Annotated in this window: 18 protein-coding genes and 2 rRNA genes; 3 read left to right on the top strand and 17 right to left on the bottom strand. The window is 71.4% G+C overall.

Annotation, left to right across the window (positions count from 1 at the left end):
• Positions 1-16 precede the first annotated feature (16 nt).
• The 10 genes from ACU610_RS13690 to ACU610_RS13735 form a co-directional block, all read right to left on the bottom strand.
• On the bottom strand, positions 17-1294 hold the full coding sequence (locus ACU610_RS13690; RefSeq protein ID WP_446768264.1) for an ABC transporter ATP-binding protein: 1278 nt from the start codon (positions 1292-1294) through the stop codon (positions 17-19).
• A 37-nt stretch (positions 1295-1331) separates the two neighbouring features.
• Positions 1332-2165, bottom strand: a complete 834-nt coding sequence (locus tag ACU610_RS13695; protein ID WP_446768265.1) for a carbohydrate ABC transporter permease — start codon at positions 2163-2165, stop codon at positions 1332-1334.
• Positions 2165-3127 (bottom strand): carbohydrate ABC transporter permease, encoded by a 963-nt coding sequence (locus ACU610_RS13700; RefSeq protein WP_446768266.1) that lies wholly within the window; start codon positions 3125-3127, stop codon positions 2165-2167. The genes ACU610_RS13695 and ACU610_RS13700 overlap by 1 nt, the downstream gene beginning before the upstream one ends.
• A complete protein-coding gene (locus tag ACU610_RS13705) occupies positions 3124-4425 on the bottom strand; it encodes an extracellular solute-binding protein (RefSeq protein WP_446768267.1) in 1302 nt (433 codons plus the stop codon). Before ACU610_RS13705 ends, ACU610_RS13700 begins: the two co-directional genes overlap by 4 nt.
• Positions 4426-4595: 170 nt before the next feature.
• Positions 4596-5831 (bottom strand): DUF4032 domain-containing protein, encoded by a 1236-nt coding sequence (locus tag ACU610_RS13710; RefSeq protein ID WP_446768268.1) that lies wholly within the window; start codon positions 5829-5831, stop codon positions 4596-4598.
• Positions 5832-5952: 121 nt separating this feature from the next.
• Positions 5953-6540, bottom strand: coding sequence for a TetR family transcriptional regulator (locus tag ACU610_RS13715; protein ID WP_446768269.1), 588 nt, complete (start codon positions 6538-6540; stop codon positions 5953-5955).
• 167 nt (positions 6541-6707) lie between these two features.
• The gene (locus tag ACU610_RS13720) at positions 6708-7115 is read right to left on the bottom strand and encodes a helix-turn-helix domain-containing protein (protein ID WP_446768270.1); all 408 of its coding nucleotides are present in this window, start codon (positions 7113-7115) and stop codon (positions 6708-6710) included.
• A gap of 215 nt (positions 7116-7330) precedes the next feature.
• Positions 7331-7990 carry a CDP-diacylglycerol--glycerol-3-phosphate 3-phosphatidyltransferase gene (pgsA, locus tag ACU610_RS13725; RefSeq protein ID WP_446768271.1) on the bottom strand — a complete coding sequence of 220 codons (660 nt, stop codon included), beginning with the start codon at positions 7988-7990 and terminating at the stop codon, positions 7331-7333.
• Positions 7987-9429: a MiaB/RimO family radical SAM methylthiotransferase gene (locus ACU610_RS13730; RefSeq protein ID WP_446768272.1), complete on the bottom strand. Its 1443-nt coding sequence runs from the start codon at positions 9427-9429 to the stop codon at positions 7987-7989. Before ACU610_RS13730 ends, pgsA begins: the two co-directional genes overlap by 4 nt.
• A gap of 96 nt (positions 9430-9525) precedes the next feature.
• On the bottom strand, positions 9526-12069 hold the full coding sequence (locus tag ACU610_RS13735) for a DNA translocase FtsK (RefSeq protein ID WP_446768273.1): 2544 nt from the start codon (positions 12067-12069) through the stop codon (positions 9526-9528).
• Between the two features lie 281 nt (positions 12070-12350).
• Between ACU610_RS13735 and ACU610_RS13740 the strand changes: the two genes are divergently transcribed.
• Complete coding sequence (locus tag ACU610_RS13740; protein WP_446768274.1) at positions 12351-14312, top strand: dipeptidyl-peptidase 5; 1962 nt, start codon at positions 12351-12353, stop codon at positions 14310-14312.
• A gap of 43 nt (positions 14313-14355) precedes the next feature.
• On the opposite strand, the gene ACU610_RS13745 is transcribed toward ACU610_RS13740, so the two are convergent.
• The 5 genes from ACU610_RS13745 to ACU610_RS13765 form a co-directional block, all read right to left on the bottom strand.
• Entirely contained in the window at positions 14356-16056 is a 1701-nt protein-coding gene (locus ACU610_RS13745) for a ribonuclease J (protein WP_446768275.1), read from the bottom strand.
• A 10-nt stretch (positions 16057-16066) separates the two neighbouring features.
• Positions 16067-16963 carry a 4-hydroxy-tetrahydrodipicolinate synthase gene (gene dapA, locus ACU610_RS13750; protein ID WP_446768276.1) on the bottom strand — a complete coding sequence of 299 codons (897 nt, stop codon included), beginning with the start codon at positions 16961-16963 and terminating at the stop codon, positions 16067-16069.
• 9 nt (positions 16964-16972) lie between these two features.
• On the bottom strand, positions 16973-17500 hold the full coding sequence (locus tag ACU610_RS13755; protein WP_446768277.1) for a dihydrofolate reductase: 528 nt from the start codon (positions 17498-17500) through the stop codon (positions 16973-16975).
• 7 nt (positions 17501-17507) lie between these two features.
• A complete protein-coding gene (locus ACU610_RS13760; protein ID WP_446768278.1) occupies positions 17508-18326 on the bottom strand; it encodes a thymidylate synthase in 819 nt (272 codons plus the stop codon).
• Positions 18327-18515: 189 nt separating this feature from the next.
• On the bottom strand, positions 18516-19739 hold the full coding sequence (locus tag ACU610_RS13765; RefSeq protein ID WP_446768279.1) for a winged helix-turn-helix domain-containing protein: 1224 nt from the start codon (positions 19737-19739) through the stop codon (positions 18516-18518).
• Between the two features lie 68 nt (positions 19740-19807).
• On the opposite strand from ACU610_RS13765, the gene ACU610_RS13770 reads away from it, so the two are divergent.
• Complete coding sequence (locus ACU610_RS13770) at positions 19808-20401, top strand: N-acetyltransferase family protein (protein WP_446768280.1); 594 nt, start codon at positions 19808-19810, stop codon at positions 20399-20401.
• The gene (locus ACU610_RS13775; RefSeq protein ID WP_446768281.1) at positions 20398-21063 is read left to right on the top strand and encodes a DUF2461 domain-containing protein; all 666 of its coding nucleotides are present in this window, start codon (positions 20398-20400) and stop codon (positions 21061-21063) included. The genes ACU610_RS13770 and ACU610_RS13775 overlap by 4 nt, the downstream gene beginning before the upstream one ends.
• An 87-nt stretch (positions 21064-21150) precedes the next feature.
• Here the strand turns inward: ACU610_RS13775 and rrf are convergent.
• Together rrf and ACU610_RS13785 are read right to left on the bottom strand one after the other, a co-directional pair.
• Positions 21151-21267, bottom strand: a 5S ribosomal RNA gene (gene rrf / locus ACU610_RS13780).
• 111 nt (positions 21268-21378) lie between these two features.
• Positions 21379-24513, bottom strand: a 23S ribosomal RNA gene (locus ACU610_RS13785).
• Between the last annotated feature and the right edge of the window lie 227 nt (positions 24514-24740).

Below are 24740 nucleotides of genomic sequence, written 5' to 3' on the forward strand. Positions count from 1 at the left end.
GGGACGAGGTCCTCTTTCAGGCCGCTCCGGCCCGGCTGGCCCCACCGCCGACCGTCGTCCCCTGAGCCTGCGCCTCGTGGACCTGCTCGACCCGGTCCTCGGTGGCCATCTGCGTCAGCCGCGCCCCGGCCTCCGCGTCCCGGGTGAGGTTCTCGCCGGTCTGCGGATCGAAGACGTGCACCTTGCGGGCGTCCAGCCAGAACTCCGCCTCGCGCCCCTCACGGATCCGGCTCGTGGCGTCGATGGAAACGATCGCCTGCGTGCGCAGCTCCTCGGCGTCGAGCTCCCGCGACAGGTCACGCAACTGGTTGCGGATCGCCTCCGGTGCCTCGTACGGGATGTAGGCGTACTGCGAGTCGCCGAGCCACTCGGTGACGTCGACCCGGGCCCGGAACACCGAGCCCAGCGGCCGCTTCGCCTCGTCCACCAGCGACGCGTCCTCGAAGTACTCCGGCCGGATGCCGACCAGCAGCAGATCGCGGCCCTTGATGGCGGCGGCCCGGCGCTCGTCGAGCTCGATCGGCCCGAACGGCGTCTGCAGCCGGCCGCCCTCGGCGTGCGCGGGGAGGAAGTTCATCGGCGGCGAGCCGATGAACCCGGCGACGAACAGGTTGACCGGCTGCTCGTACAGCTCGCGCGGCGAGGCCACCTGCTGGATCCGGCCCTTGCGGAGCACGCAGACCCGGTCGCCGAGGGTCATGGCCTCGGTCTGGTCGTGGGTGACGTAGACCGTGGTGATGCCCAGTCGGCGCTGCAGCCGGGAGATCTCCGTCCGCATCTGGCCGCGCAGCTTGGCGTCGAGGTTGGACAGCGGTTCGTCGAACAGGAACGCCTCGGCCTGCCGCACGATGGCGCGGCCCATGGCGACGCGCTGGCGCTGGCCACCGGAGAGGTTGGCCGGCTTGCGGTCCAGGTGCTCCTTGAGCTCCAGGACCTCGGCGGCCTCGGTGACCCTGCGGCGCACCTCGTCGTCGGGCGTCTTGGACAACCGGAGCGGGAAGGCGATGTTCTCGTACACCGTCATGTGCGGGTACAGCGCGTAGTTCTGGAACACCATGGACAGGTTGCGGTCCCGGGGCGCAAGGTCGTTGACCCGCTTGCCACCGATGATCATGTCACCGCTGGTGATGTCCTCCAGCCCGACGATCATCCTCAGCAGCGTCGACTTCCCGCAGCCGGACGGGCCGACGAGGATCATGAACTCCCCGTCGGCGATGTCCAGGCTGACGTCGTTCACGGCCGGGAAGCCGTCGCCGTACTGCTTGACGATGTTGCGCATCTCGATCGATGCCATGAGAACTCGTCCCCTCGCTGGGTGGATGGGTCGGGGGTCAGCCCTTGACCGCGCCGTTGGTCAGGCCGGCGACGATGCGCCGTTGGAACAGCAGGACCAGGACGACGACCGGGATCGTCACGATCACCGCCGCCGCGGCGATCGCACCGGTCGGGTCCTCGAACTGTGAGGCACCGGAGAACAGACCCAGCGCGGCGGGGACCGGCCGGGAGGCGCTGGTCGACGTCAGCGAGATGCCGTACGCGAAGTCGTTCCAGGCGATGAAGAAGGCGATGATCGCGGTGGTGAACACGCCAGGAGTGGCGAGCGGGACGATCACCTTGCGGAACGCCTGCCAGGTGGTGGCGCCGTCCACCTGCGCCGCCTGCTCCATCTCCCAGGGGATCTCCCGGAAGAAGGCCGACATCGTCCAGATGGAGATCGGCAGGGTCAGCGACAGGTACGGGATGATCAGCCCGGGCCAGGTGTCGTAGAGCCCGATCTGGCGCCAGAGGTTGAACAGCGGCGTCACGATCGAGATGACCGGGAAGATCGCCACCCCGAGGGCCGTGGAGAGGATGAGCTTCTTCCCCGGGAAGTCCAGTCGGGCGATCGCGTACGCGGCGAACATCGACAGGACGCAGGAGATGAACGTCGCGATGAGGCAGATGCCGAACGAGTTGCGCAGCGCCGGGAGGAACAGCTCACTCGCCGATCCCGTGAGGATGGTGGAGTAGTTCTCCCACGACGCGTCGGTCGGCAGGAACTGGCCGTTCGCGATGTCCTCGGGCGTCTTCATCGACAGCGCCACGATCCACGCGATGGGGAACAGGCAGTAGAGGACGATCAGGACGCCGCCGATGATCCACCAGGTCTTCTCCCGCCGGGACATCAGCGTTCCCCTCTCGCCTGGGCCAGGTCGATCCTGAACCCCTTGATGAAGCCGAACGCGATGATCACCACGGAGATGAACAGCAGGACCGAGACCGCGGAGCCGAGGCCGATCTCCACTCGCGCGATCGTCTGCCGGTAGGCCAGGAACGAGACCGACTCCGTGCCGTTGGCCCCGGCCGTCATGATGAAGATCGAGTCGAAGATGCGGAACGCGTCGAGCGTGCGGAACAGCAGGGCGACCATGATCGCCGCCTTCATGTTCGGGATGGTCACCCGCCACATCCGCTGCCACCAGGTGGCGCCGTCGACCTTGGCAGCCTCCTGCAGCACGTCGGGGACCTGCGCGAGGCCGGCGAGGATCAGCAGCGAGATGAAGGGCGTGGTCTTCCAGATCTCGGCCAGGCAGATCACGAGCAGGGAGGTCCACTGGCCGCCGAACCAGTCGGTGTCCGCCGAGATCCCGGGGAGCCAGGCGAACCAGCTGTTGACGAAGCCGGTCTCGATCTTGAACGCGAACGCCCACGCGAAGGCCGAGACGACCGTGATGACCGCGTACGGGATGAGGATCGCCGCCCGGACGACGGGTCGGATGGAGCTGAGAGCCTTGGACATCACCAGCGCCAGCGCGAAGCCCAGGACCAGCTCGACGACGACGGTCACCACCGTGATGAACAGCGTGACGAGCAGCGCCTGCCACCAGAGGCCGTCGGTCAGGATCACCGCGTAGTTGCCCAGCCCCCGGAACGACCGGTTCTCCGGGTCGGTCAGGCGGTAGTTGAACAACGAGTACCAGATCGCCTGCAGGATCGGGTAGGCGGTGACCAGCAGCATGACCACGAACGCCGGGCCGGCCAGCAGCCAGCCGAGCCGGCGTTCGGCGCGCGAACGGTCGCTGATGGTCCCGCGCGGAGCTGCGACCGGCTGGGTCTTCTCTGTGGGTGGCAGCGTGGTGGTGCTCATAGCAGCTGGTCTCCTGACAGGACGGCCTGGATCAGGGCCTGGGCTCGGTCACCGGTCTCGGGCGTCACCGACGACGGCGGGTGGTACTCCCGCTGGATGGCTCCGGAGACCTCGCTGTAGTACGGCGTCTGCGGACGGTTGGCCGCCGCCTCCAGGGAGTCCAGGATCGTCGGGGCCATCGGGAAGACCTCCAGCACCTCGGGGTCGTCGTAGACCGCGGCCGAGGAGGCAGGGTTGCCGTTGGTGGTCATGTAGTACGCCTGGTTCTCGTCGCTGGTGATGCACTCCGTCGCCTGGTAGGCCAGGTCGACGTTCCGGCCCACGGCGCTGACGCCCAGGTCGATCCCGCCGAACGGAGGTGCGCTCGGCTGGCCGGCGTCGACAGCCGGGTACAGCGCCCAGCCGTAGTCCTCCGGCACGGAGGCGTCCAGGGTGCCCGACTCGACGGCGGCGAGCGCCCGCGAGTAGACGAACGGCCAGTTGACCATGAAGCCGGCGTCCGCGCTCTCGAACTCGGTGGCGCTGGTGTCCTCACTCGACGTCGAGAAGGCCGGACCGACGACGCCTGAGTTCGCCACGGTGTTCATCACCTCGGCGGCCCGGGCAGCCTCCGGGGTGGTCAGCCCCAGCTGGATGTCCTCCGGGTTCGAGGAGTTCTCCTCGATGATCGAGCCCCCGGCGGACTCGATGAGCGCGTTGAGCCACACCGTCAGGGATTCGGCGCGCCGGCCCTGGGCGCTGAGGAGCTTGCCCTGCTCCTGGGCGGCCGTGACGAGCTGGTCCCAGGTCACCGGCTGGGTCATGTCGAGCCCGGCCGCCTCCGCCACGGACTTGCGGTACCAGAGCAGCTGGGTGTTGGCCCAGAACGGGATGGCGACCAGTTCACCGTCCCACGTCGCCGAGTCGATCGAGCTCTGCACGACGCCCTCCGTGACCCGCGTGGCGAGGTCCTCGGGCACGGGGGCGAGGAAGCCGGCCTGGGCGAACTCGGGGATGTACGGGGGGTCCAGGCTCATCAGGTCGATCGAGGTGTCGTTGGCGGCCAGCCGCCGGACGAGCTGCTCACGCTGGGCGGAGGACTCGCGGGGCAGTTGGGAGACCTCGATGGTGTAGGCCCCGTTGGACGCCGCGGAGCAGCGGGCGGCGATCTCGGCCTGTCCCCCGGAGTCGGGGTTGATGTACCAGTTCAGCGTCGGCGTGGCGCCCGCCTCACCACCGCCGCCACAGGCCGCGAGCGTCGACGCCAGGACGAGCGTCGCGGCGGCACCCCCGAGCGACCGTCTCCGCGAGGGAGCCACAGCTCCGCTCGACGGTCCGTCCTTGCCACACCTCGACACCGGCATCCGCCTCCGTGGGAGAACAGCGGCTTGAGATCACCGCGGTTTTCGTACCGTGGCCCAGGCCACAGGAGGTGTCAACTCGAACGACACCAGCCCGTGACCACCCCCCGGAGGGCGCGCTGACCGGGTCAGTCGCGGCCCCCGACGATGGCCGAGGGCGTGGTCAGCTCCTTGGGGGTGCGGGGCAGCACCGTGTCGAAGTACGAGCGCGCCGCCCGCGTCGTCCCGACGTCGTGGCCCGCCTTCTCCGACAGGAACCAGCGGTGCTCGAGGATCTCGTGGAAGACCTCGGCCGGCGCCAGCCGGCCGGCGAGGTCCGGCGGGATGGCGTCCACGACGGGCTGGTACGCCTCGGCCAGCCAGCGGTACCCGGCGACGGTCTCGGGCACGGGCGTGCCCAGCTTCTGCTCCAGGGTGGCCCGGTAGGCGCGCAGGTCGTTGAGCAGCCGTCGGGCCTGGCGTTCCTGCACCTCCAGGCCGGTCAGCCGGAACAGCTCCCGGCGGTTCTGGCCGGGCTCGGACACGCGGGTCTCCACGCGCAGCCGCGCGCCGCCCTCCGGGTCGGTGACCAGCTCGATCTCGCCGACGTCGAAGCCCAGGTCGTTGAGCCGCTGCAGGCGCGCGGCGACCCGCTGGCGCTGTTCGGCCAGGGCGAAGACCTCCTCGCGGGTGACCTCCTCCCAGAGCGCCTCGTAGCGCACCGGCAGGCTGTCCGCGACCTCGATCGGGTCCACGTGCGAGGGCAGCAGGTCACCGCACTGCAGGTCCAGCAGCTCGGCGCCCACCCGCTCCCGGGCGAGGTCGACGTCGTAGCGACGCTGTCCGGGGCTCAGCTGCGGGTGCCGCTCGGAGGTCTCGGCGTCCACCAGGTAGGCGGTGAAGGCGCCGGCGTCGAGCCGGAACAGCGTGTTGGACAGCGAGCAGTCGCCCCAGAAGACGCCGGCCAGGTGCAGTCGGACCAGCAGCACCACCATCGTGTCCAGCAGCTGCTCGGCGGAGTGCTCGGCGGACGTCCGGGAGAACAGGTACCGGTAGGACATCGAGTACTCGAGGTAGCGGGTCACCAGGACGGCGTCCTGCCCCTCCGGCCGGTCGACGCAGATCCCGAGCACCGACACCGAGGGCAGGCCCTCCTCCTCGAACTGGCCGAGCAGCGCGTACTCGTGACGGGCCAGCGGCTCGGAGATCTCCTTGAGCGCGTAGACGTGCCCGCCCTGCGCGGTGAAGCGGACGACGTGCCGCGAGATGCCCCGCTGCGGGACCTCGAGCAGCAGCTCGGGGTCCCACTGCTCGAGCGGCAGGTGGAAGGGCAGGCTCAGCAGGCCGGCCCCGTCGGTGGCCGGTGGCCGGAAGAGATACCGCACGGCGACCTCCGGAGGTCTGCGAGGAGGACCGACGCCCTCGGCGGGGCGGTGCCGGACCGTCACCATCCCACGCCGCACCGGTCCGCCGCGCGTACGACGCGGGAGCCGGCCCAGGACCCGGTCAGGAGGGCAGCAGGTCGGAGAGGCGCTCCGCAGTCGCCCGGCGCGCCTCCGCCTCTCCCGGCTGGAGGACGAGGCCGAGCAGCCAGCGCGCGGTGAGCTCGGCGAGGGCGGGGTCGACCCGCAGCGCCGCTGCCAGCCGGTGCACCAGTGCTGCCCAGTGCTGCGGCGTCGTGGTGAGCAGAGCGGTCAGCACGGCCGGCTCGTCGTCCGCCAACCGGCGCAGCACGGGGTGCACGGCGACCTCGTCGGCCAGCAGCGTCAGGGCCGCGGACGGCGGGAGGCTGCCGGCCAGCTCGGTCAGCCGGTCGAGCTCGGCGGCCAGGAGCGCTCGGGCGACCTCGTCCTTGGTCCGGAAGTGGTTGTAGAGGGTCGCCTTGGCCACCCCGGCGGCGGCCGCCACCGACTGCATCGTGCTGCCGCGCAGGCCGCGCTCGGCGAAGGCCCGCGCGGCACCGTCGAGCAGCCCGGCGCGGGTGCGGCCCATGGCGTTGCCGCTGCGGGTGCGTGCCCCGGGCAGGTGCGCGGGGACGTGGGGCGCCCAGCCCGGCGGGGCGGGGTCGTGCGGGAGCGGTCCGGCCGACGCCATGTCCCCCTGTCTCGCACCGGGGGCACGGCCGGTCAAGTGGAAGGACCCCTCAGGGCCCCATCCTGCGCAGGGTGGGTGGCACGGCAGCGCCGTCCCGAGGCTCGCCGCGGCCCCGTCCCGGGTCCCACCCTCAGCCCGCTGAGGGAGGACGAGGACGGGGTCCCTGCTCAGGCCGCCAGCGACACCGCGCCGGTCGGGCGACCGGAGGCGCGGGTGGGCGCACCGACCAGCGCCAGCGCGGGCTCGGCGGCCGGCTGCTCGTCGGACGCGGCCGCCGCGGTCTCCTCCACGGCGGGGACGCCGACGGCCTCGGGCGCGGGGACCAGCGGGCGGACGCGGACGTCGTCACCGCGCAACCCCTGGCTGACCTCGGCCAGCAGGTCGGCGAGCTCGACGTCGAGGGCGTCGCAGATCGACGCGAGCAGCTCGGAGGAGGCCTCCTTCTGCCCCCGCTCGACCTCCGAGAGGTAGCCCAGGCTCACCCGGGCGGCACCGGAGACGTCGCGCAGCGTCCGACGCTGGCGCAGCCGGTGGCCACGCAGGGTCGTCCCGAGCTGGGTGCGCAGCAGCGTCATCGCCGTCTCCTGTTCTACCTGTGCGGAAGCGGCGGCACCCGGGGAGGGAGCCGTGCGCTCACGGTACGCGGCGCCACCGACGCCCACCGTCCCGAGCCAGGCGCGTCCGCTCTGGGCGTAACACCGTGAGCGGAGGCTCTGTTCCGTGGCCCCGTCGCGGGCTGGCGAGGGGCCCGGAGCCCTCTGACGAGCGGCGGGGCGCAGGGCGCCCTCGCTCAGGCGGCGGCGTCGGTCCGTGGGTCAGCCGGCCCGGTGGAGCGGCGGGCGGCCGCGGCGCGAGCGGCACGGACGCTGGTGCGCCGCAGCGCCAGCGCGCGGTGCACGTAGTCCAGGCCGGTCGCCACCGTGAGTACGACGGCGGCGGCCATCACCCACCACCGCAGGGTGCCGAACAGACCGTCGATCGGGAGGATGTAGAGCCCGATGGCCAGCGCCTGGACGACGGTCTTGGCCTTGCCACCCCTGCTGGCGGCGATCACGCCGTGGCGGATGACCCAGAAGCGCAGCAGGGTCACCCCGACCTCGCGGACGAGGATCGTCAGGGTCACCCACCAGGGCAGCAGCGCCAGCACCGAGAGGGCGACGAGAGCGGTGCCGGTCAGCGCCTTGTCGGCGATCGGGTCGGCGAGCTTGCCGAACTCGGTCACCTGACCGGTGCGCCGGGCGATCATCCCGTCGTAGCGGTCGGTGATGATCGCGAGCGCGAAGACCAGGGTGGCCCAGTACCGCCGCTCGTCGTCCATACCGCCGTCGGCCAACAGCAGCGCGGCGAACACCGGCACCACGGCCAGCCGCAGCACGGTCAGCGCGTTGGCCAGGTTGAGCACCCGCGCCGACTGGGGCGGCGTGGCGGCCGGGTCCACCGGAGCGCTCATGCGCGCACCGCGGGCACCAGTGCCGTGGCCACCAGGTCCACGCCCTCCGTGTCGACGACCTCCGCGGCCACGACGAGGCCGGCGACCGCACCGGCGGGCACCCCGGTGACCGCCGTCGTCCCGTCGGCGTCGGGGTCCTGGTGGGCGGCGTGCCCCGCCCACGTACCACGTCCCCCGTCGACGTGGCCCTCGTCGGTGGAGAGGTCCTCGGTGAGCAGCACCTCGACCCGCTCCCCCAGTCGGTCCTCCGCGCGTTGCGCGGTGAGCTCCTCCACCAGGTCGGTGATGCGCCGGACGCGAGCGCCGATCTCGTCCTGGTCGAGCTTGCCGGGCAGGCCCATCGCCTCGGTGCCCTCCTCGTCGGAGTAGCCGAACACCCCGACGGCGTCGAGGCGGCCCTCGACGAGGAAGCGCTCGAGCTCGGCGACGTCGTCCTCGGTCTCCCCGGGGAAGCCGAGGATGACGTTGGTCCGGAACCCGGCGGTCGGGGCCAGCCCGCGGGCCCGCTCGATGAGCGCGAGGAAGTCGTCGGTGCCGCCGAACCGGCGCATCCGGCGCAGCAGGGTGGGCGAGGAGTGCTGGAAGGACAGGTCGAAGTAGGGGGCGACGCCCTCGGTCGAGGCGATGACCTCGAGCAGGCCCGGCCGCAGCTCGGCCGGCTGCAGGTAGGCGACCCGCACCCGGACGATGCCCTCCACGGCGGCCAGCTGCGGCAGCAGCCGCTCGAGCAGGCGCAGGTCGCCGAGGTCCTTGCCGTAGGAGGTGGAGTTCTCGCTGACCAGCACCAGCTCGGTGACGCCCTGGGAGGCCAGCCACCGCGCCTCGCCGAGCACCTCGGCCGGCGGCCGGGAGACGAACGAGCCGCGGAAGGCGGGGATGGCGCAGAAGGCGCACCGCCGGTCGCAGCCGGAGGCGAGCTTCAGCGCGGCGGACGGGCCGGACGCCAGTCGCTGCCGCTGCACCCAGCCGTGGCCGGGGATGACCGGGGCGTCGACCGCGGCGACCGCCGCCGTGCGCTCGACCGGGCTGATCGGCAGCAGGGTGCGACGGTCGCGGGGGTCGTGCGGGACCAGCGGGCGACCGGTGAGCACGTCGTCGAGGCGGTCGCCGATCGCGGCGTAGTCGTCGAAGCCGAGCACCGTCGCCTCGGGCAGCGCACCGGCGAGCTCGGAGCCGTACCGCTCGGCCATGCAGCCGACCGCGACCACCCGGGCGCCGGAGTCGGTGGCGGCCAGGATCGCGTCGACGCTGTCCTTCTTGGCCGACTCGATGAAGCCGCAGGTGTTCACCAGGACGGCGTCGGCGCCCTCGGCGTCCTCGACCAGGCGGTACCCGCCTGCGGCCAGCCGGCCGGCCAGTTCCTCCGAGTCGACCTCGTTGCGGGCGCACCCGAGGGTCACCACCGCCACGGTGCGAGCAGCGTCGGTCGGAGGTGTCACCGGTCCATCGTAGGTGAAGGACGCTCCTGCCCCCCACGGCTCGCAGGCTCGCCGCGGGGGCAGGAGGGCCGCCGGGCGTCGTCCCCGGGACTGCTGTCACTCGCCGCCGGGGAGCGTGCCGCCGCGGAGGGTGAACATCACCGACTCGAGCTCGTCGGGCTTGACCAGCACGTCGCGGGCCTTGGACCCCTCGGACGGGCCGACGATGCCGCGGCTCTCCATGAGGTCCATGAGCCGGCCGGCCTTGGCGAAACCGACCCGCAGCTTGCGCTGCAGCATCGACGTCGAGCCGAACTGGCTGGTGACGACGAGCTCGACGGCCTGGACGAGCAGCTCCAGGTCACCGCCGATGTCCTCGTCGATCTCCTTCTTGTCGCCCTCGGCGGCGCTGAAGACCTCCTCGCGGTACTCCGGCTCGGCCTGGCGCTTCGTGAACTCGACGACCGCCTCGATCTCGGCGTCGGAGACGTAGGCGCCCTGCACGCGCATCGGCTTGCCGGCGCCGATCGGCAGGAACAGGGCGTCACCCATGCCGATCAGCTTCTCCGCACCGGGCTGGTCGAGGATGACCCGGCTGTCGGTGAGGCTGGAGGTGGAGAAGGCAAGCCGCGAGGGCACATTGGCCTTGATGAGGCCGGTGACGACGTCCACCGACGGGCGCTGGGTGGCCAGCACCAGGTGGATGCCGGCGGCACGCGCCTTCTGGGTGATCCGGACGATCGACTCCTCGACGTCGCGCGGGGCGACCATCATCAGGTCGGCGAGCTCGTCGACGATCGCGAGGATGTACGGGTAGGGCCGGTACACCCGCTCGCTGCCCGGGGGCGCCACGATCTCGCCGCGCTCGACCTTGCGGTTGAAGTCGTCGATGTGCCGGACGCCGGTGGCCCGCATGTCCTGGTAGCGCTGCTCCATCTCCTCGACCAGCCAGGCCAGCGCGGTGGCGGCCTTCTTCGGGTCGGTGATGATCGGCGTGATCAGGTGCGGGATGCCGTCGTAGGGCGTGAGCTCGACCATCTTCGGGTCGACCAGGATCATCCGCAGCTGGTCGGGCGTAGCCCGCAGCAGCAGCGAGGTCAGCAGCGAGTTGACGCAGCTGGACTTACCGGCACCGGTGGCACCGGCGACCAGCAGGTGCGGCATCTTGGCCAGGTTCGCGCAGACGAACCCGCCCTCGATGTCCTTGCCCAGCCCGACCAGCATCGGGTGCGGGTCCTGCTTGGCGACCTGCGAGCGCAGCACGTCGCCGAGGCTGACCATCTCGCGGTCGACGTTGGGCACCTCGACGCCGACGGCGGACTTGCCCGGGATCGGCGCGAGGATCCGGATGTTGTCGTTGGCCACCGCGTAGGCCATGTTCTTGGTCAGCGCGGTGATCTTCTCGACCTTGACCGCCGGGCCCAGCTCGATCTCGTAGCGGGTCACCGTCGGACCGCGGGTGAAGCTCGTGACGGCGGCGTCGATGTTGAACTGCTCGAGCACGCCGGTGATGGCCTCGATCGCCGCGTCGTTGGCCTTCGAGCTCTTCTTCGGCGGGTCGCCGGCGCGCAGCACCCCGACCGAGGGCAGCGTGTACTGCCCCTCCACCGGCTCGATCCGCAGCTGCTCGGGCTCCTCGACGGGCGGGAGGTCCTCCGGCGGCGCGGTCCGGTCGACGACTGCCGGACGGCGGGCCGGGACCGGCGGGGGCGGCGGCTCGTGGCGCACGGCCTCGGGCGCCTCGTCGAAGGCGGCGTGGTCGACGGCCGGCACGGTCTCCACCGGGCCGGTGTCCGCCAGGTCGTCGGACAGCGACCGACGGCGGGCGCGGCGGGGCGCCGGCGGCTCGGCCGGCTCCTCGTCGTCCTCCCAGTCCTCGTCGTCGTAGGCGTCCTCGTCGTCGGCCTGGCCCAGCAGGCGGTCGGTGAGCTCGCGCAGCCGCTCGGGGATCAGGTGCACCGGCGTCGCGGTCAGCACCAGCAGACCGAAGAAGGCCACCAGGACCAGCAGGACCACGGTGACGACGGTGCCCACACCGGCGACCAGCGGCGTGGCCGCGGCCCAGCCGACCAGTCCACCGGAGCCGGGCCGGTCCTGCGACGGGTCGGCCCCCTCGCCGACGACCTCGGCGATGCCGAGCACCGACACCACCAGACACAGCCAGCCGATGGCCAGCCGGCCGCGCGCCTCGGGGCGCGGTCCGCGGCGCAGCAGCCGCAGCGCGGCCAGGAAGAGCACGACCGGCAGCACCATGACCAGCGAGCCGACCACCCAGCGCACCGCGCCGGCGAAGGCGGCCCCGACCGGGCCGATGCCGTTGCTCCAGGCGGCCGCGCCGAGGACGACGGCCAGGCCCAGCACGGCCAGGCCCACGCCGTCGCGGCGGTGCTCGGGGGCGAGCGGCTCGGCCTCCTCCGGGCGGGCGACCGAGCGGGCCAGCCCGCCGGCGCCGCGGGCCAGCAGCGACCAGCCACCGCTGACGACGCTCCACAGACCGGGGCCGGACTTCTTGGCGGCGGCCTTGCGGGCGGCGGGCTTGCGGCCGCCGGCGGCAGGTCGCTTGGCGGGCGGACGCTTCCGGGACGCGGTCGACCCGGAGCCCGAGCGTCCGCGCGCGGACGACCGACCCGACGGCCGGGTCGTCGTCGTGCGAGCAGGCATGCATCAGACGGTAATCGCCGCACACGCTGGGTCAACGGAAGCGGGAGGACGTGTCCGCCACCCGCTCGGGCGGACCGCGTCCCCTCCCCCGAGCCCGGCGCCCTCCACTCGCTGCTGCTCCCGTCGACCTGCCACTGCAGGCCACCGTCGTCCCGATCCTCACCGGGAACCGGCCCCCGCGTCCACCCCACGTGCCCGACAGCGTCCGGTCCCGGCGCATCCCCCGGTGTGGCCCGCGTCCGGCCCGGGGAGCGGCGCACAGCGGCGTCTACGGTCGGGCCATGCCCGCACGCCGCACCCTCCCGTACGGGAGCTGGCCCACGCCGGTCACCTCGGAACTCGTCGTCCGGGCCGCCGCCCGGCTCGAGGACGTGGCCGTCGACGCGGGCGCCGTCTGGTGGTCGGAGTCCCGCCCCGGTGAGGGCGGCCGCTCCGCGGTGGTACGCCGCAGCGACGACGGCACGGCGGCCGACGTCCTGCCCGAACCGTGGAACGCGCGGACGCGGGTGCACGAGTACGGCGGCGGCGCGTGGGCGGTCTCCGGCGGAGTGCTGTGGTTCGCGCACTTCGCCGACCAGCGGCTGTACCGGCGCGACCCGGGTGCCGCCGAGCCGGTCGCGGTGACGCCGGAGCCGCAGCTGCCGGCGGGGGTCCGCTACGGCGACCTCCACCCGACGCGGGACGGCGGCCTGCTCGCCGTCCGGGAGACCCACGCGGCCGGCGGGGCGGCGGCCGACGTGGGGAACGACCTCGTGCGCGTCGGTGCGGACGGCGCAGTGGACGTCCTGGTCAGCGGGCCCGACTTCGTCTCCGACCCCCGCTCCTCCCCCGACGGCCGGCACCTGGCCTGGCTGCAGTGGCAGCACCCCGACATGCCGTGGGACGCCGCCGCGCTCGTCGTCCGCGACGCGGACGGCGGCGAGACGGTCGTCGCCGGCGGCCGGGCCCCCGACGGCCGCGTGGAGTCGGTGGTCCAGCCGACGTGGGACGGCGAGAGTGCGCTGTGGTTCTGCGCCGACCGCACCGGGACGTGGGCGCTGTACCGGTGGCGGCCGGGCGGGCAGGCGGAGCTGGTGCTCGACGTGGGCGCCGACATCGCCGGCCCGCAGTGGCGGCTCGGTGCCCGCCGCTTCGCGCCGCTCGACGACGGCCGCGTCGTCCTGGCGTTCCCGCGCCAGGGCGCCGACCGGCTGGCCGTGCGCGAGCCCGACGGGCGGGTGCGCGAGCTGGAGCTGCCCTACACGGCCTTCCGCGCCCTGACCGCCGCGGGCGGGTCGGTGGTGTGTGTCGCGGGCAGCCCGACGAGCGAGCCGGTCGTCCTGCGGGTCCCGGCGGACGGCGCCCCGGCGGAGGTGCTGCGGCCGGCGCGCGACCTCGGGGTGGACCCGGCCTGGTTCTCCCGGCCCGACCACGTCACCTTCCCCACGCCGGAGCGCGGCACGGGCATCGGTGCGGCGCACGCGCTGGTCTACCCGCCGACCAACCCGGAGGTGACCGCGCCGGAGGGCACGCTGCCGCCCCTGCTGGTCGTCGTGCACGGCGGGCCGACGTCCGCGACCACCGCGGTGCTCAACCCGGAGGTGCAGTACTGGACCTCCCGCGGCTTCTGTGTGGCCGACGTCGACTACCGCGGGTCGACCGGCTACGGCCGCCGCTACCGGGAGGCGCTGCGCGGCCGGTGGGGCGTGGTCGACCTGGACGACGTCGTGGCGTGCGCGCAGTCCCTCGCCGACGCCGGCCGGGTGGACCGCACCCGGATGGCGATCCGCGGCGGTTCGGCCGGCGGGTACACGACCCTCGCCGCGCTGTGCCTGCGGCCGGGCGTCTTCTCCGCGGGGGCCAGCCACTACGGCGTGGCCGACCTCGCCGCCCTGGCCGCCGACACGCACAAGTTCGAGTCCCGCTACCTGGACTCCCTCGTCGCGCCGTGGCCCGAGGGCGCGGACGTCTACGCCGAGCGCTCGCCCATCTCGCACGTCGACGCCTTCGACACCCCGCTGGCGGTGTTCCAGGGCGCCGAGGACCGGGTGGTGCCGCCCGAGCAGGCCGAGGCCATCGTCGCGGCGTTGCGGGCGAAGGGCGTACCGCACGCCTACCTGCTCTTCCCCGGCGAGCAGCACGGGTTCCGGCGGGCGGAGACCATCCGCGCCGCACTGGACGGCGAGCTGTCCTTCTACGCGCAGGTCTGGGGCTTCGAGCTGCCCGAGGACGAGGGCATCCAGCCCATCCCGATCATGAGGTGACCCCGCGACGCCACCGGCCGCCGGCGCCCCCGCAGGACGGTCCTCACACCTCGAGGACCGTCGGGATGATCATCGGGCGACGACGGTAGGTGTCGGACACCCACTTGCCGATCGTCCGGCGGATCACCTGCGAGAGGCGGTGCGGGTCGGTCTCGCCGTCGGCCAGCGTGCGGCGCAGGTTCTCCTCGACCAACTGCAGCGCCGGGTCGAAGACCGTGGGGTCGTCGGCGAAGCCGCGGGCGGAGAGGTGCACCGGCCGCACGATGGTGCGCGTCGAGGGCTCGATGACGACGGTGAGCGCGACGAACCCCTCGTCGCCGAGGATGCGCCGCTCCTGCAGCGACTCCTCGCCCACGTCGCCGACGTTGAGCCCGTCGACGTAGACGTCGCCGACGGGCACCGACCCGACGATCGTCGCCTTGCCGTCGACCAGGTCGACGACGACGCCGTTCTCGGCGAGCAGCACCCGGTCGGCGGCCATGCCGGTCTCCTCGGCCAGCGCGGCGTGGGCCCGCAGGTGGCGCCACTCCCCGTGCACCGGCATCAGGTGCCGCGGCTTGGCCACGTTGAGCAGCGTGCGCAGCTCACCGGCCGGGGCGTGCCCGGAGACGTGCACCCGGGCCGTCTCCTTGTGCACGACGGTCGCGCCGAGCCGGGCCAGCCCGTTGATCACCTTGTAGACCGCGGTCTCGTTGCCGGGCACCAGCGAGGACGCCAGCACGATCGTGTCGCCGGCCTCGATGGTCACCTGGTGGTGCTCGCCGCGGGCCATCCGCCCCAGCGCCGACAGCGGCTCCCCCTGCGAGCCGGTGCTGATGAGCACCACCTGCTCCGGCGGCATGCTGGTCGCCTCGTCCAGGCTCACCATCAGGCCGGGCGCGACCCGCAGCAGCCCGAGATCGCGGGCCACCCCCATGTTGCGGACCATCGAGCGGCCGACGAAGGCGACCTTCCGGCCGTGCATCTCGGCGGCGTCGAGGACCTGCTGGATGCGGTGCACGTGGCTGGCGAAGCTGGAGACGATCAGCCGCTGGGTGGCCCGCCGGAACACGTCCTCGAGCACCGGGCCGATCGACCGCTCCGGCATGACGAACCCGGGGATCTCGGCGTTGGTGGAATCGGCGAGCAGCAGGTCGATGCCCTCGAGGCCCAGCCGGGCGAAGGCGCCCAGGTCGGTGAGGACACCGTCCAGCGGCAGCTGGTCCATCTTGAAGTCACCGGTGTGCACCAGGACCCCGGCCGGCGTGTGGACGGCGACGGCCAGCGCGTCGGGGATCGAGTGGTTGACGTCGATGAACTCGCAGTGGAACGGCCCGGCCAGGTGGTCGTCACCGCCGGCGACCTCCACCAGCACCGGGTCCAGACGGTGCTCGCGCAGCTTGGCCTTGACCAGCGCGAGGGTGAACCGTGAGCCGACCAGCGGGAGGTCGCCGCGCATGCGCAACAGGTAGGGAATCGCGCCGATGTGGTCCTCGTGCCCGTGGGTGAGGACGACGGCGACGACGTCGTCGAGCCGGTGCTCGATGACCCCGAAGTCCGGGAGGATCAGGTCGACACCGGGCTGCTCCGCCTCGGGGAAGAGCACGCCGCAGTCGATGACCAGCAGCTTGCCGTCGAACTCGAGGACGGCCATGTTGCGGCCGATCTCGCCGAGCCCGCCGAGCGCCATGACGCGCAGACCGCCATGGGGCAGCGGCGGAGGCGCCTGCAGGTCCAGGTGGGGCTGGGTGGTCGAGGTGGTCACGAGGTCGCGCTCACAGGTGGATGCCTCCGTCGGCGAGGTCGGTGCGCAGCTGCGCGACTTGTTCGGGGGTGGCGTCGACCAGCGGCGGGCGCACCGGGCCGGCCGGGAGGCCCAGCTCGCGCAACGCCGCCTTGGTCAGGATGACGCCCTGGGTGCGGAAGACACCGGTGTAGAGCGGCAGCAGGCTCTCGTTGACCGCCCGGGCCTTGACCAGGTCGCCGGACTCTACGGCGGTGATCAGCTCGGCCAGCCGTGGACCGGCGAGGTGCCCGACGACGCTCACGACGCCCACGGCGCCGACCGCCAGCAGCGGCAGGTTCAACATGTCCTCGCCGCTGTAGTAGGCGAGGTCGGTGCGGGCGAGGGTCCGCATCACCGCGCCGAGGTCGCCCTTGGCGTCCTTCACCGCGACGATGCGCGGGTGCTCGGCCAGCCGGGCGAGGGTGTCCACCTCGATGGGGACGACCGAGCGCGGCGGGATGTCGTAGAGCATCACCGGCAGGTCGGTGGCGTCGGCGACGGCGGTGAAGTGGTACAGCAGCCCCGCCTGTGGGGGCTTGTTGTAGTACGGCGTCACGACGAGCAGGCCGTGCGCGCCCAGCCGCTCGGCCCGGCGCGCGTTCTCGATGGTGTGGGCGGTGTCGTTGGTGCCGACACCGGCCACCACGGTGGCGCGGTCGCCCACGGCGTCGAGCACCGCCTCGAGGACGGCGTGCTGCTCACCGTCGCTCAGAGTGGGTGCCTCACCGGTGGTGCCGAGCACGACCAGGCCGTCGTGCGCCTGCCGGTCGACCAGGTGGGCGGCCAGTTCCTGGGCTCCCGCCAGGTCGATCGAGCCGTCCTCGGCGAGGGGGGTCACCATCGCCGTGAGCACGCGCCCGAAGGGCCGGGCGGGGTCACTGGTCATACCGAGAATCTACCGACCCGCCCCGGCCGACACGTCGGCGTCGGTCGCTGCACGCGCGTACTCCGAGACCGCGTACCGCAGGCCGGTGGTGGACGTCGCCCATCCGGTCCCCGGGGTGCGCGACACCCGCGCCCACCCCGGGCCGAGCGCCGGCGCCCAGGTGTCGCCGGCGACCTCGGTGTCGACGTCGGTGACCACCACGCGGTCGGCGTGCGGGAGGAACGCGGCGTAGACCCGGCCGCCGCCGATCACCCAGAGGTCGCCGGCGGGCTCGCGCGCGAGCACCCCCGCCACGTCGCCGGCCCGCTCGGCGCCGTCGGCGGCCCACGAGGGGTCGGTGGTGAGGACGACGTTGCGCCGTCCGGGCAGCGGCCGGAACCGCTCGGGCAGGGACTCCCAGGTACGCCGGCCCATGACCACGGTGCAGCCGGTGGTGAGCTCGCGGAACAGGCGGAGGTCCTCGGGCAGGTGCCACGGCAGCCGGCCGTCGGCGCCGATCACCCCGCCGCGGGCCTGCGCCCAGACGAGACCGAGCACCCGGGCCTCAGACCGCCACCGCGCCGCGGATCGCCGGGTGGTGCCGGTAGTCGCGCAGGGTGAAGTGCTCGTAGGTGTAGTCGAACAGCGACGGCGCCGGCGCCAGGTCGAGCGTCGGGAAGGGCAGCACCTCGCGGGAGAGCTGCTCGCGGACCTGGTCGACGTGGTTGCTGTAGACGTGGCAGTCGCCGCCGACCCAGATGAAGTCGCCGGCGGCCAGGCCCACCTGGTCGGCGACCATCCGGGTGAGCAGCGCGTAGCTGGCGATGTTGAACGGCACGCCGAGGAACATGTCGGCGCTGCGCTGGTAGAGCTGGCAGGACAGCCGTCCGTCGGCGACGTGGAACTGGAACAGCGCGTGGCACGGCGCGAGCGCCATCTCCGGCAGCGCGGCCACGTTCCAGGCCGAGACGACCATGCGCCGCGAGTCCGGGTCGGTGCGCAGCGTCTCGAGGACGCCGGCGATCTGGTCGACGTGCTCGCCACCGGGCGTGGGCCAGGACCGCCACTGCACGCCGTAGACCGGGCCGAGCTCACCCTCCGGCGAGGCCCACTCGTCCCAGATGCTGACCCGGTTCTCCTGCAGCCAGCGCACGTTGCTGTCACCGCGGAGGAACCACAGCAGCTCGTAGGCGATCGACCGGAAGTGCACGGACTTGGTGGTGACCAGCGGGAACCGCTCGGAGAGGTCGTAACGCAGCCGCTCGCCGAACAGGCTCACCGTGCCGGTACCCGTCCGGTCGGACTTCGGCGTGCCCTCCTCGAGCACCCGGCGCAGGAGGTCCTCGTACTGGGTGTCGATCGGGCCGTCGGTCGTACTCGCCACGGACCCGAGCCTACGGGCGGGGACCGACACCGGGCCGCGACCCCGGTCACCTGCCGGTCGCTCCCGCCCCACGGGTCAGGCCGTCACGTGGAGTGGCTGCTCCTCCCCCGGGACGTACTGCTGCTGCGGCGGGCCCAGCCCGCCGGGCCCGCGGATCTCGCTCCCATCCCGGCTGGCCGGCCTGCCCGGCTAGGGGACGACCCAGTTGACGGCTGCCGCGAGATCGGCCGCCAGGTCCCCGCGCACCTCCACGGCCACGGCGTCCAGCTGCATCCAGCCGGCCATGAGCGCCAGCTCCTCGGCGAGGGCGGCGGCCACCTCGGCCCGGTCCACGCCGTCCTCGGCGAACGCCGCCTGGACCCGCAGCACGCCGGCCTGCCGGTCGGCCTTGAGGTCGACGCGGGCGACCAGCCGGTCGCCGAGCAGGAACGGCAGCACGTAGTAGCCGTGCACCCGCTGGGCGGCCGGCGTGTAGATCTCCAGCCGGTAGCGGAAGCCGAAGATCCGCTCCACCCGTGGCCGTTCCCAGACCAGGGAGTCGAAGGGGCTCAGCAGCGCCCGGGCCCGCACCCAGCGGGGACGACGGGCCTCCGGGTGCAACCAGGCGGGGGCGCCCCAGCCGACCACCTCGACCGGGAGGAGCTCACCGGCGTCGACCAGCTCGGCGATCGCGGCTCGGGCTGCCGGCGGACGCAGCCGGAAATAGTCGCGCAGGTCCCGTTCGGTGGCCACACCGAGGGCACGTGAGGCGGTGCGCACGAGCTCGCGGACGGCGTCGGTCGGGTCGGGGGTGGGGGTCTGCAGGACCGCGGCGGGCAGCACCCGCTCGGTGAGGTCGTAGACGCGCTCGAACCCCGCCGTCCTGCCCCGGGTGGTGACCACGCCGGTGTAGAAGAGCCACTCGAGTGCGACCTTGCCGGCGTGCCAGTTCCACATGCTGCCGGTCCGGTCCGGTCGCGGCTCGGCCAGGTCGCTGGCCTTGAGCGGCCCGGCCTCCCGTACCCGCTCGAGGACCTCGCGGACGTAACCCGGCCGCTCGCGCTGGATGCGGACCATCGAGCCCCAGGCGTGCTCCTCCGCCGCGGCCATGCGCCACCGCAGGTGCGGGTGCAGCCGTACCGGCAGCAGCGACGCCTCGTGCGCCCAGTACTCGAACAGCTCCCTGCGGCGGCCGGCGAGGTCGTCGAGCGCCTGCCGCGGGTAGGGCCCAAGCCGGCTGAAGGCGGGCAGGTAGTGCGCGCGGGACAGCACGTTGACCGAGTCGATCTGCAGCACCGCCAGCCGAGCCGTCATCCGGCGCAGCTGCCGCGCGTCGACGGCGCCGGCCGGTCGAGGGTCGGCGAAGCCCTGCGCGGCGAGGGCGATGCGACGGGCCGACCCGGCCGGCAGCCGGTCGACGACGGGTGCTCCCACGGCCGCCGATCCTGCCCGGAGCCCCTGACACCCCGGAGGCGGCCCCGCCGCGGCCTACGCTGCCTGGCGTGCAGCCGACATCGCCGTTCCCCCGCCGGTCGGGGACCGCGGAGGTGTCGGTCCGCCCCGCCCGGCCCGCCGACGCCCCGGACATCGCCCGCGTGCAGGCGGTGACCTGGCGGACGGCCTACCGCGCCGTCCTCCCGGCCGAGGTCCTCGACGGCTTAGACGAGGCAGCGGCCGCGGACACGTGGCGGGCCGCGATCGCCGCACCGCCCACCCCGGGCCACGGCGTCCTCGTCGCCGTCGAGCAGGACCTGGTGGTCGGCTTCGCCGCGCACGGCCCCGCGGAGCTGGCCGACGACGAGCGCCCACACCCGGCGGGGCCCAGCGGCGAGGTCGTCACCCTGCTGGTGGAGCCACGGTGGGGACGGCGGGGGCACGGCAGCCGCCTGCTGGCTGCCGTCACCGACCTCGCCCGAGCCGACGGGACGGCGCGACTGCAGGTCTGGCTGCCGGAACAGGACGCGGTGTCCGCCCGGTTCTTCGAGTCGGCGGGCTGGGCCCGCGACGGCTGGGTGCGCACGCTGGACACCGGTGGGACGCCGCTGCGCGAGGTCCGCTGGCACACGCTGCTCGAGGAGGCGGACGAGGACCGATGACGTTCCACGGTTTTCCCGACGAGGGGCTGGTCTTCTACGAGGGCCTCGAGGCCGACAACAGCAAGACCTACTGGACCCGCAACCGTTCCGTGTACGACAGCTGCGTGCGGGCGCCGATGCAGGCGCTGCTCGACGAGCTGGCCGGCGAGTTCGGCACCCCCAAGCTCTTCCGCCCCCACCGGGACGTCCGCTTCAGCAATGACAAGACGCCGTACAAGACTCACCAGGGCGCCGTCGTGAACCCCGAGGGCCGTGGCGCCGGCGCCTGGTACGTGCAGGTGTCCGCCGACGGGCTGATGGTCGCAGGGGGTTGCTGGCGGCTTGAGTCGGACCAGGTGGCCCGGTACCGCCGGGCCGTTGCGGACGACGTGCAGGGTCCCCGGCTGCGGTCCGCGGTGGACCGGCTCGCCGCGGCCGGGTGGTCCATCGACGGCGAGCGGCTGGTGCGGGTGCCGGCCGGCTTCGACGAGGACGGCGACCGCGCCGACCTGCTCCGGCACAAGTCGCTCTTCGCAACCAGGCACTGGGAGCCGACCGACTGGCTGCACGAGCGCCGGGCGCTCGAGGAGGTCCGCACGTCCTGGCGGGAGCTGAGGGCCCTGAACACCTGGCTGGCCGACAACGTCGGGGCGACGACCAGGGAGCCGCGCCCCCGCCGGTGACCGGGCCGCCGAGGAACGCCCGCCATGTCGTGTGGGGATGCATGAAGGGCCCTCACCGCGACGGTGAGGGCCCTTCATGGAATGGTTGTCCGGCGGTGTCCTACTCTCCCACCCCGTTCCCGGGGCAGTACCATCGGCGCTGAGAGGCTTAGCTTCCGGGTTCGGAATGGGACCGGGCGTTTCCCTCTCGCCATGACCGCCGAAACACTGTGAACGTGTACCAGCCCGCCGGGGGTTGGTGCGTTCAGAACCGCACAGTGGACGCGTACACGCTTTGTCTTGCCACCGCCCCCGGGTGGAGGGTGGTGTGGTCGTGTGGTCAAGCCCTCGGCCTGTTAGTACCGGTCAGCTCCAACACCTCGCGGTGCTTCCACCTCCGGCCTATCAACCCGCTGGTCTGGGCGGGGGCCTTACCCGGTTGCTCCCGGTGAGAGACCTCATCTTGAAGCGAGCTTCCCGCTTAGATGCTTTCAGCGGTTATCCCTGCCGAACGTAGCCAACCAGCCGTGCACCTGGCGGTACAACTGGCACACCAGAGGTTCGTCCGTCCCGGTCCTCTCGTACTAGGGACAGCTCTTCGCAAGTCTCTTACGCGCACGGCGGATAGGGACCGAACTGTCTCACGACGTTCTAAACCCAGCTCGCGTACCGCTTTAATGGGCGAACAGCCCAACCCTTGGGACCTACTCCAGCCCCAGGATGCGACGAGCCGACATCGAGGTGCCAAACCATCCCGTCGATATGGACTCTTGGGGAAGATCAGCCTGTTATCCCCGGGGTACCTTTTATCCGTTGAGCGACACCGCTTCCACATGCCGGTGCCGGGTCACTAGTCCCAGCTTTCGCTCCTGCTCGACCCGTCGGTCTCACAGTCAAGCTCCCTTGTGCACTTGCACTCGCCACCTGATTGCCAACCAGGCTGAGGGAACCTTTGGGCGCCTCCGTTACCCTTTGGGAGGCAACCGCCCCAGTTAAACTACCCACCTGACACTGTTCCTGATCCGGATCACGGACCCAGGTTAGACATCCAATTCGACCAGAGTGGTATTTCAACGGCGACTCCACGGACACTGGCGTGCCCGCTTCACGGTCTCCCACCTATCCTACACAAGCCGAACCGAACACCAATATCAAGCTGTAGTGAAGGTCCCGGGGTCTTTCCGTCCTGCCGCGCGTAACGAGCATCTTTACTCGTAGTGCAATTTCGCCGAGCCTGTGGTTGAGACAGCTGAGAAGTCGTTACGCCATTCGTGCAGGTCGGAACTTACCCGACAAGGAATTTCGCTACCTTAGGATGGTTATAGTTACCACCGCCGTTTACTGGCGCTTGAGTTCTGAGCTTCGCCCCGAAGAGCTAACCCGTCCCCTTAACGTTCCAGCACCGGGCAGGCGTCAGTCCGTATACCTCGTCTTACGACTTCGCACGGACCTGTGTTTTTAGTAAACAGTCGCTTCTCACTGGTCTCTGCGGCCCCCCACCGCTGCCCCGCGCGAGGCGGTTCACAGCAGAGGGCCCCCCTTCTCCCGAAGTTACGGGGGCATTTTGCCGAGTTCCTTAACCACAGTTCGCTCGATCGCCTCGGTATTCTCTACCCGACCACCTGAGTTGGTTTGGGGTACGGGCCGCTCGGAACTCGCTAGAGGCTTTTCTCGGCAGCATAGGATCATCCCATTCACCGCAATCGGCTATGCGTCAGGCCTCACCCTGTCTGCGCCACGGATTTGCCTATGGCGCGGGCCACACCCTTGCACCGGTACCACCACTCACCGGTAGGACTACCTTCCTGCGTCACCCCATCGCTTGCCTACTACCAGGTCGGATCCCGCGCTCGACCGCGTTGGTCACAAGTGACCGCGGCGGCGTCGGGCGGTTAGCATCGCTGGGTTCGGCATGGGCGCTCCTTCGCGGGTACGGGAATATCAACCCGTTGTCCATCGACTACGCCTGTCGGCCTCGCCTTAGGTCCCGACTCACCCTGGGCGGATTAGCCTGGCCCAGGAACCCTTGGTCTTCCGGCGGGGGAGGTTCTCACTCCCCTCTCGCTACTCATGCCTGCATTCTCACTCGCGTGGCGTCCACGGCTGGATTCCTCCGCCGCTTCGCCCGCCACACGACGCTCCCCTACCCACCTCCACCCCTGGCCGGCGCCCCGAAAGGCGACGACGGGGATACGTGGAAGTGCCACGGCTTCGGCGGTGTGCTTGAGCCCCGCTACATTGTCGGCGCGGAACCACTTGACCAGTGAGCTATTACGCACTCTTTCAAGGATGGCTGCTTCTAAGCCAACCTCCTGGTTGTCTCTGCGATCCCACATCCTTTTCCACTTAGCACACGCTTAGGGGCCTTAGCCGATGATCTGGGCTGTTTCCCTCTCGACTACGAACCTTATCGCCCGCAGTCTCACTGCCGCGCTCTCACTTACCGGCATTCGGAGTTTGGTTGACGTCAGTAACCTTGTGGGGCCCATCGGCCATCCAGTGCTCTACCTCCGGCAAGAAACACGCGACGCTGCACCTAAATGCATTTCGGGGAGAACCAGCTATCACCGAGTTTGATTGGCCTTTCACCCCTACCCACAGCTCATCCCCCAGGTTTTCAACCCTGGTGGGTTCGGTCCTCCACGCGGTCTTACCCGCGCTTCAACCTGGCCATGGGTAGATCACTCGGCTTCGGGTCTAGAGCACGCGACTGCACCGCCCTGTTCGGACTCGCTTTCGCTACGGCTACCCCTCACGGGTTAACCTCGCCACGCACCGCTAACTCGCAGGCTCATTCTTCAAAAGGCACGCAATCACCGCCGCACCCCAAGGATGCGCTTCACGGCTCTCACGGCTTGTAGGCACACGGTTTCAGGTACTATTTCACTCCCCTCCCGGGGTACTTTTCACCTTTCCCTCACGGTACTCGTCCGCTATCGGTCACCAGGGAGTATTCAGGCTTAGCGGGTGGTCCCGCCGGATTCACACCGAATTCCACGGGCTCGGTGCTACTTGGGAAACACGTCCGGGAGGTGCGGCGTTTTCGTGTACGGGGCTCTCACCCTCTGCGGCGACCCCTTCCAGAGGCCTTCCACTAACGACCACACTTGCTCACTCCCTCGTCAGCCGGCAGACTGACGCGGACGGTCCCACGACCCCGCTTCCACAACCCCTGCCGGGTCTCACATGGAAACGGTTTAGCCTCCTCCGCTTTCGCTCGCCACTACTCACGGAATCACGGTTGTTTTCTTCTCCTGTGGGTACTGAGATGTTTCACTTCCCCACGTTCCCTCCACACGCCCTATGTGTTCAGGCGCGGGTCACACCACATGACTGGTGCGGGGTTCCCCCATTCGGACATCCTCGGATCAACGCTCGGTTGGCAGCTCCCCGAGGCTTATCGCAGCCTCCTACGTCCTTCATCGGCTCCTGGTGCCCAGGCATCCACCGTGTGCCCTTAACAACTTGGCCACACAACAACAACACACCCCACCCACACCCACCGGCACCGACCGGCCCTCCCACGGGAGGACACCATCGACACCGAACCGGGTCTGCGCGGGCCTGCAATCAAAGATGCTCGCGTCCACTGTGCAGTTCTCAACGACCAACCGGCCACCATCCGGACACCGCCCCGCCGAACCCCACCCCCGGCGCCAACGCGCACGGACGATGAGTGGTACGAGGACCCGAACGGC

The organism is Geodermatophilus sp. URMC 61 (assembly GCF_052931555.1).